This is a genomic window from Mycobacterium sp. (assembly GCF_035623875.1).
In the GTDB taxonomy this organism is placed as follows: domain Bacteria; phylum Actinomycetota; class Actinomycetes; order Mycobacteriales; family Mycobacteriaceae; genus Mycobacterium.
This window is the reverse complement of sequence record NZ_DASPSP010000255.1, coordinates 1-7076: the sequence shown is the minus strand read 5'-3', so window position 1 is coordinate 7076 and position 7076 is coordinate 1. Positions and strand designations below refer to the sequence as shown.

Annotated in this window: 9 protein-coding genes; 5 read left to right on the top strand and 4 right to left on the bottom strand. The window is 63.6% G+C overall.

The features are described 5' to 3' along the window. The 3 genes from VEI45_RS20855 to VEI45_RS20845 all read right to left on the bottom strand — a co-directional run. Nucleotides 1–428: enoyl-CoA hydratase/isomerase family protein (locus VEI45_RS20855; RefSeq protein ID WP_324856433.1), on the bottom strand; the 428-nt coding region annotated here is incomplete at its 3' end. Continuing rightward, nucleotides 425–1246, bottom strand: coding sequence for an enoyl-CoA hydratase/isomerase family protein (locus VEI45_RS20850; protein ID WP_324856432.1), 822 nt, complete (start codon nt 1244–1246; stop codon nt 425–427). The genes VEI45_RS20850 and VEI45_RS20855, both read right to left, overlap by 4 nt. Before the next feature lie 37 nt (nt 1247–1283). Then, complete coding sequence (locus VEI45_RS20845) at nt 1284–2105, bottom strand: enoyl-CoA hydratase/isomerase family protein (RefSeq protein ID WP_324856431.1); 822 nt, start codon at nt 2103–2105, stop codon at nt 1284–1286. A gap of 120 nt (nt 2106–2225) precedes the next feature. On the opposite strand from VEI45_RS20845, the gene VEI45_RS20840 reads away from it, so the two are divergent. The 3 genes from VEI45_RS20840 to VEI45_RS20830 are packed head-to-tail and all read left to right on the top strand — an operon-like array spanning nt 2226 to nt 4669. Then, complete coding sequence (locus VEI45_RS20840) at nt 2226–2951, top strand: hypothetical protein (RefSeq protein WP_324856430.1); 726 nt, start codon at nt 2226–2228, stop codon at nt 2949–2951. A 1-nt stretch (nt 2952) separates the two neighbouring features. Then, nucleotides 2953–3801: a FadR/GntR family transcriptional regulator gene (locus tag VEI45_RS20835; protein WP_324856429.1), complete on the top strand. Its 849-nt coding sequence runs from the start codon at nt 2953–2955 to the stop codon at nt 3799–3801. Beyond that, nucleotides 3782–4669 carry an enoyl-CoA hydratase/isomerase family protein gene (locus tag VEI45_RS20830; RefSeq protein ID WP_324856428.1) on the top strand — a complete coding sequence of 296 codons (888 nt, stop codon included), beginning with the start codon at nt 3782–3784 and terminating at the stop codon, nt 4667–4669. Before VEI45_RS20835 ends, VEI45_RS20830 begins: the two co-directional genes overlap by 20 nt. Nucleotides 4670–4677: 8 nt before the next feature. Here the strand turns inward: VEI45_RS20830 and VEI45_RS20825 are convergent, their stop codons facing one another. Further along, nucleotides 4678–5481 carry a TetR/AcrR family transcriptional regulator gene (locus VEI45_RS20825; protein ID WP_324856427.1) on the bottom strand — a complete coding sequence of 268 codons (804 nt, stop codon included), beginning with the start codon at nt 5479–5481 and terminating at the stop codon, nt 4678–4680. 178 nt (nt 5482–5659) lie between these two features. Here VEI45_RS20825 and VEI45_RS20820 point away from each other — a divergent pair, with 178 nt between their 5' ends. Then, nucleotides 5660–6457 (top strand): SDR family NAD(P)-dependent oxidoreductase, encoded by a 798-nt coding sequence (locus tag VEI45_RS20820; protein ID WP_324856426.1) that lies wholly within the window; start codon nt 5660–5662, stop codon nt 6455–6457. 27 nt (nt 6458–6484) lie between these two features. Further along, nucleotides 6485–7076, top strand: a 592-nt coding sequence (locus tag VEI45_RS20815) for a dihydrodipicolinate synthase family protein (protein WP_324856425.1), incomplete at its 3' end; no start/stop codon positions are given.

Here is a 7076-nt window from a genome sequence, read left to right as displayed (position 1 = left end):
GCACAGACCAGCCCCGCCGACACATGGGAATCGAAAAACGTCGCATCCGTCGAGCAGATGACCACATCGGACTCGTTGATGAAGTAGAACGCGCCCGCGGTGCACATACCTTGCACCGCACATACCACCGGTTTCCACATCTTCTGCCACTTCGGGCTGAGCGCTTCGCCGGGATCCTCGTGATTCCAGATGTTTTCGGGTTGACCGTAGGGTGTCTTGATGTCGAGGCCGGCGCTGAACGCTCGGCTACCGGCCGCGCGCAGCACCACGGCATTGACCGAATCGTCCGACTTGACGATCCGCCAGGCCCGGGCCATCTCGTCACACATGGTCCGGTTGAACGCGTTGAGCTGGTCGGGCCGGTTCAACGTGATGGTGGCGACCTGGTCGGCGCTATCCACCTCGAGCTGGATGGTCTGAAAGCTCATCGACACTGCCACTCCGGTGGGCGCTTTTCGACGAACGCCTTCGGCCCCTCAAGGGAATCCTCGGTGTGCAGGTTGCGCTCGCGGAACGCTTCGGCCAGCATCTCGGCCTCGTGCAGCGGCAGGTCGAGGCCCTTGAGGATGGCCAGCCGGGTACCCCGGACTGCAAGCGGCGCATTGGAGTTGACGATGTCGGCGATCTCGTGGGCACGTTCCAGGAGTAGGTCGTGTTCGACGATCTCGCTGATCAGGCCGAGCTCGTACGCGCGTTGGGCGCCCATCCGCTCATGCCTGCCCATCAAAGCCATGCGCAGCGCAATCGAGCGCGGAAGTACCCGGGCCACCCGGACCACCTCCCGTGCGGCCACCAGGCCGATGCTGACGTGCGGGTCGAAGAACGTTGCCTTGTCGGACGCGATGACAATGTCTCCGGTGGTCACCCAATCCAGTCCGGCCCCACAACAGATTCCGTTGATCGCGGCGAGCACCGGCTTGGCCATCGTCCGGAATGGCGGGGTGCCCTCCTGGGGCGCTTCCCACTGCTCGTAGGTGGATAGATACGGCGCCTCGTTGATCACCTTGCCGTCGCCGGGGATCGCCTTGACATCTGCGCCGGTACAAAATGCCCGTCCGGTGCCGGTGACGATGAGAATCCATACCGCGTCATCGTTTTCGGCCTCGCTGTAAGCGCTACGCAGCTCGGTGATCATATGCGGGCTGAGCGCGTTGAGGGCGTCGGGGCGGTTCAGGGTGATTGTGGCCTTGTGCCCGTCCACTTCGTACTTGATGGTGTCGTACGACCGTGCAGAGCTAGCAGGCATCAGCGTTCCTCGTCTTTGAATGTCATCGAGTTGAGTGTCATCGGCCATGGAACTGTGGCGGGCGTCGTTCACGAAATGCTGTCAGCCCTTCTTTGAAATCCTTGGTTCGACAGGAGAGTTCGAGGCCGAAGAGCTCTTGCGTCATAGACTGGCTCAGCGTCGCGTGTTGGCCGTAATGGATGGCTTGCTTGGCCAGGCCGAGCGCCACCGTGGGCCCGGCGGCCAGTCGTGCTAGCAGTTCCTCGCATCTGTCGTCGAGCTCTGCGGGGCTGACGGCTTGGTAGATCAAACCCCACTCTGCGGCGTCTGTTGCACTGACTTTGTCGCCGAGCAGCAGCATCTGCTTTGCACGGGTCAGCCCTATCAGCCGGGGGAGTAGCCAGGTGGCACCCGAGTCCGGACTGAATCCACGCGCCGCAAACGGCTCCCAGAACACCGCGTCGGTGGCAGCGACGGTGAAGTCGGCGGCCAGTGCCAGGTTGCACCCGAGGCCGACGGCGAATCCGCGCACGCTGCAGACGACCGGCACGTGGATGCTGTGCACCAGCTCGATCACGCGATGAGCGGTGTGCGGAATGCGGCGGACCAGGTCGCCGGTGCGGGGGCGGGGGTCGCCGCCACTGTTGGTGGCGACCCAGTCGGCGCCCGCGCAGAAGTCGGCGCCCGCGCCGCGGATGTGGATGGCCCGCAGCGTGTCATCGGTGGCGGCTTCGGTCAGCGTGGCGACGAACGTATCGATCATGGTATGGCTCAACGAGTTACGATGCGACGCCCGATCGAGCGTCAGCCGCAGCACCGCGCCGTCCCGTCTCGTGGTGAGCGAGCCGTCGGCCGCCGAGGAGTCCAGGTCTTGACTCACCGTCGAATCCGCCCTTCCCCACCGATACGGTTACCCCTACAGTAGGCTATACGATTGCTACGCTGTATAACTTAGCAAGGAAAGCCCGGCGACGGAACAGCTGCATCGGGAAGAGGGCTTATGGGCGAGCAGGTACCGGCTTCGACGGCTGCGGGTCAATCGGCGGCGGTCCCCTTGACGCCGGGCCCGGAAGGTGCCCGATTCGGCGAAGCGCCGCTTGCCCAGACCGTCGCAGCGGCCGGAGCCATCCGCCGGCTCAGCTCGCTGCTGCTGTCGCTGGAACATGCCCACCCGACGGTGGATGCGATCGTGGCGCAGATCGGCGATTGGGAATGCGAGCTGAGCGCGGCGGTTCCGCCGGACAGCGCACCGCGGATCGGTTCCGACGCCTCCGACGACAACGGCAGCCAGCGCGTCTATCTCGATCACGCGACCGATATCGGCGCGTTCAACCCTTGCTTTCCGGAATACCGCTTCGATCACCTCGACGCCCACAGCGCGTCCGGCCGAGTCGCCTTCCCGCTGGTGTACGAGGGCCCGCCCGGATTGGTGCATGGAGGTTTTCTTGCGGTGTTCTTCGACTGCGTCATGCAGCACCAGAACTGCCTTGCCGGACTCTCCGGCAAGACCAGGTCACTTAGTGTCACCTTCCGCCGGCCGACACCCGTCCTGACCGACCTGCGCTTCGATATCGCGCGGTCGCAGGTAGACCGTGGCATCACGTCCACGGCCCGATTGCTGCGCGATGACGAGGTGCTGTGTATCGGTGAGGCCAACACACTGGCGCTGTCACCGGACAAGTTGGCCGGCACTCGATTCGGCGAGCGACGAGCCGAGAAGACCTGACGTGGTGGCGCAGCGCTTTCGTCAACCACGCGTCGCGGAAATCGTCGCCTCGAAGTTGCGCGACGACATCTTGTCCGGCCGCCTGAAAGAGGGCGATGTTCTGCCGTCTCAGGAAAGCCTGTTCGGTGAATTCGGCGTGAGCCCGCCCGCGTTACGCGAGGCAATCCACATCCTGGAGACCGACGGGCTGATCTCGGTGCGCCGCGGCAATGTCGGCGGAGCGGTCGTCCACCAACCGACGGCCGAACGGACCGCGCACATGATCAGCATGGTTCTGCAGGCGAGGTCGGCGACGCCGGTAGACGTCAGTGCGGCGCTGATGCATCTCGAGCCGATCTGCGCCGGGATGTGCGCCGCGCGCGAAGACCGGATGATCGAAGTGGTGCCATACTTGCAGCACGAAATCGATATTCAGACAGCGCGATTCGACGACGTGTCGCAGTACGTGCCGAATGCCCGACGGTTTCATGAAACGCTGGTCGCCCGATGCGGTAACGAGCCGATGATCCTGCTGATCGGCTCGCTGGAGCTGATCTGGTCTGCGCACGAGTCGTCGGTCTGGAAGGACGACGACGAACCGGCGCCGATGGTGGACAAGACCAGGCGAGCGGCGCTCCGTGACCACCAACGTCTGCTCGACGCTATCGGCGATGGCAATCCGGCCAAGGCGGTCCGTTTGGCGCAGGATCACCTGGCCGTCGCTCGCCGCAATACGCTTGCCTTCGGCGTCGACAAAACCATTGAGGCGAAGCTGATGTCGGATATCGGTCCGCGGCTGGACGTGCGGTTCCGAAATAACGGCCGACCGCAGAGCAGGAAGGAGTCCGGCAATGACTGGCTCGGACACTGAAGATGATCGCGTTCGGTTCGAAGTCGATCCCGAAAAACGAATCGCCACAATCACGTTGAACAACCCCAAACAGCGCAACTCCTACGACGCCGCCATGCGTGATGCCGTCGCCCGGTGTCTGGACCGAGTGGTCGAGGACGACGATCTAACGGTGGTGCTGCTGCGTGGGGCGGACGGAGTGTTCAGCACCGGGGCGGACATGAATAACGCCTACGGCTGGTACGGCGAGCAAGGCGCCAAAGAGGCAAACCGCCGGCCCAGTCAGCGTCGCCGGCTCACGGTGGACCGTAAGTCGTTCGGCTTCTACCACAACCTCATGGGCTTCCCTAAGGTCACCGTGGGGGAGATCAGCGGCTACGCGCTTGGCGGTGGGTTCGAGATGGCGTTGATGACCGACATCTCGGTAATCGCCCGTAATGCAAAGATCGGCATGCCGGCCACCCGCTTCCTCGGGCCCGCGCTGGGCAGCCTGCACATGTTCTTCCATCGGTTGGGGCCGGTGCTGGCGCGCCGCCTTTTGTTGACCGGTGACATCATCGAGGCCGGAACAATCGAGCACCTGGGAATCTTCACGGACACTTGCGATCCCGGGCTGGTCCCGGCCCGGGCCCGGTACTGGGCCGAGAAGGCTGCGAAAATGCCGGCCGATGGCGTGGTGATCGCCAAAGAGGCATTTCGGCTCGTAGAACAGAGCCAGGCTTACCAGGGTGAGGAAGTGGCTAGCTATCTATTCCATGCGTACGGAACCAATCTGCAATTCGCGCCAGGGGAGTTCAACTTCGTCAAGACTCGAGCGGAGCACGGCACCAAAGAGGCGTTCCGATTGCGCGACGAACACTTCAACGTACCGGAGCCTGAGACCCCGTAAGACTTTTACTAACGTGACGTCTTAGCTCGCCCACGGGAAGTTGGCGACTTGCGTTGCTGCGGCGCCGTCGACTTGCGTTGACGGGCAGTTGACTTCGACCCCTGCTCGATCAGTCGACTGGCATGGTCGAGGATGCATTCCAGGCCGTACTCGAAGTTGTTGTCGTCGGCGGCGCCGATGTGATGGCCCTTCGCGGTCATTTGGGCCAGTAGCGGCGTGGTTTCGGGATCGATGACCATGGCGCCCTCGATTGTGCGTGCCCCGTTCTCCGTCGCCTCATTCTTCTCCTGAAGCCGATGCAGCACCACCGAACCTCGCACGTGAACCGACACTGCGGAATAGGTGTCGAAGGCTTCGTCGGGCGATAGTCCCGCCTCGACCAGACCGGCGATCGCCTTCTCGATCTCCTGGACGCCCAGTCGAGCGGCTCGGGGGCTAAGCGCCGACCTGATTAAAATCAGATCGCACAGTATCGGGTTGCCCATGAACGTTTTCCGCATCGAGCGAGCGTGATTGCGCAGCGTCTCGCGCCAGTCGCTGGCTTCGACGTATGGAGTGGCGAACACATACTTGCGCAAGGCGCGGTCGGTCATCGCATTGAGCAGATCGTCCTTCTTACGGAAGTACCAGTAGATGCTGGTGACCCCCACGCCGAGATGTTTGCCGAGCAGCGGCATGCTCAGGTTGTCGATCGACACTTGCTCGGCGAGTTCGAACGCGCCACTGATGATGTCATCGGGATTGATGGACCCGCGTTCGCGCCGCTGACGCTTCTCGGCGGTTACTTGCTTGGCCACTGCGGGCACCTCCATCAAGATCCATACTGCGCATGCCGTTCCGGCTTCGCGGCCGCCTGCGTCGAATCTACCGGCAGTCGCCTGGTGATCTGCGATAACGCGGCCGTGTCGGCGTCACCATCTGCTACTGTAATACCTATCGTAGGCTTTTTGATACGCGCGGCGGCAAGCGAAGGGTGACCGGGCATTTGCCATGGATTTAGGACTGACAAACGCCACCGCAGTCGTCGTCGGCGGTGGCCGCGGCATGGGACTGGCCGCCGCGCGGTGCCTGGCAGACGACGGCGCCCGCGTCGCGATCGTCGCCCGGTCCCGGGCTGACCTCGACCGCGCGACCGAAGATCTGACACAACGTGGCAGCCCCGATGCCGTCGGGCTGGTCGCCGACATCCGCGACGACGATCAAGTCAACAGCGTGTTCACCGAGCTCGGCGGCCGGTGGAACGGCGAACTCAACGTGCTCATCAACGCGGTCGGCCCGGGCGCGGTCGGCAGTTTCGAAGACCTGACCGACGAACAATGGGGCCAGGCTTTCGACGACGGCGTAATGGGCATGGTGCGCTGCGTGCGGTCGGCCCTTCCACTGCTTCGGAAGGCGGCGTGGGCGCGGATCGTCAACTTCTCGGCGCACTCCACGCAGCGCCAAAGCGTCATGCTGCCCGCATACACCGCCGCCAAAGCCGCGCTGACGAGCGTTTCCAAAAACCTGTCGCTGTCGCTCGCTAAGGACGAGATCCTGGTCAATGTGGTTTCCCCGGGCAGCATCGCGTCCGAGTCGCTGGTCGGCTGGGCCAAGTCGGTAGGGGTCGACGGTGACGACCTCTATGCGCTGATGGACGCCATTGCCAAGCACTTCGGGCATCCGGCTCACCTGCCACGAGCCGGGTTACCGGGCGAAATGGGTTCGGTTGTCGCGTTTTTGGCGTCGCGCCGCAACTCGTACATGACCGGAGCGAACATCAACGTCGACGGCGGTTCGGACTTCACCTGACGGTCGCTGACTGGGAAGGAGTCGATGATGGCCACGGCACTCGAGGCACGCGCTTGGGCGCGCAGCACTTTGCGGGGAATCGGCGATTCCTTGTACACACCGTTTTGCGGCACCGACGGTGACGACATCGACTGGGACGCCTATCGGACGCTGGTTCGTTACTGCGTCGGCGATCTCGGGCACCCGATGTTGTGGTGCACCAGCGGTATCGCGGAGTTCTGGTCGCTAACGCTCGACGAGCGAAAGCGCTTGCTAGAGGTCGCGATCGAGGAAGCCAGAGCCATCAACCCCGGCGTCGTGGTGCAGGCGTGCACGGCCGCTATGTCGGCCAAGGACTGCCTGGATCTCACCCTGCATGCGCAGCACGCCGGCGCCGACATCGCCTACATCCAGACCCCGATGATGGAGGCTCACGGCGGCGACGGCGTGCTGCGGTTCTTCACCTACATCGGTCAGCGCACGGATATCGCACTGGGCATGTTCAATTCGCCGTCTTCCGGATACGTGCTGACGGCAGCCGAAGGCGCACGGATCTACGACGAGGTACCCGCGGTTTGCGCAACGAAGGAGGGCGCCTTCCGCCCGGCGAACAGCCGGTTATTGCATGAATTGGCGCCCG

Coding starts and splice junctions, on each gene's coding strand:
- VEI45_RS20850 (WP_324856432.1), bottom strand. CDS start 1,246: ATGCCTGCTAGCTCTGCACGGTCGTACGACACCATCAAGTACGAAGTG.
- VEI45_RS20825 (WP_324856427.1), bottom strand. CDS start 5,481: ATGGAGGTGCCCGCAGTGGCCAAGCAAGTAACCGCCGAGAAGCGTCAG.
- VEI45_RS20830 (WP_324856428.1), top strand. CDS start 3,782: ATGACTGGCTCGGACACTGAAGATGATCGCGTTCGGTTCGAAGTCGAT.
- VEI45_RS20840 (WP_324856430.1), top strand. CDS start 2,226: ATGGGCGAGCAGGTACCGGCTTCGACGGCTGCGGGTCAATCGGCGGCG.
- VEI45_RS20820 (WP_324856426.1), top strand. CDS start 5,660: ATGGATTTAGGACTGACAAACGCCACCGCAGTCGTCGTCGGCGGTGGC.